This window comes from Aeromonas sp. SER, assembly GCF_038739615.1.
Lineage (GTDB): Bacteria > Pseudomonadota > Gammaproteobacteria > Enterobacterales > Aeromonadaceae > Aeromonas > Aeromonas jandaei.
Map to the genome: position 1 here is coordinate 1 of NZ_JBCGFC010000037.1, position 279 is coordinate 279.

Here is a 279-nt window from a genome sequence, read left to right on the forward strand (position 1 = left end):
AGGATTAGGCCTCGATGGGCGCACGCCAGTCGTCCGCACCGGAAGTACCGGCAACGGTGTGTTCCCAGTCAATCTTGCGGTAAGCCATGGAGACCTGGATAAGCTGGGTGAAGTCAGACTTCGCCGGGTCCTGGCAGTGCGGCATCTGGCAATCGATGTCAACGATGGTGGCATCGGTCAGCACGGTGGAGAAGAAGTGCTCCTGCTTGCCTTCAACGGAGGTGCGGTACCACTTCAGGGTCACTTTCGGCAGCATTTCACCGGAAGCCAGCGCGTTGT

General features: G+C 59.1%; 1 pseudogene. It reads right to left on the minus strand.

The features are described from left to right. Nucleotides 1-4: 4 nt before the first annotated feature. A pseudogene (hcp1, locus tag AAHA41_RS22590) lies at nt 5-279 on the minus strand (type VI secretion system effector Hcp1); the annotation flags it as partial.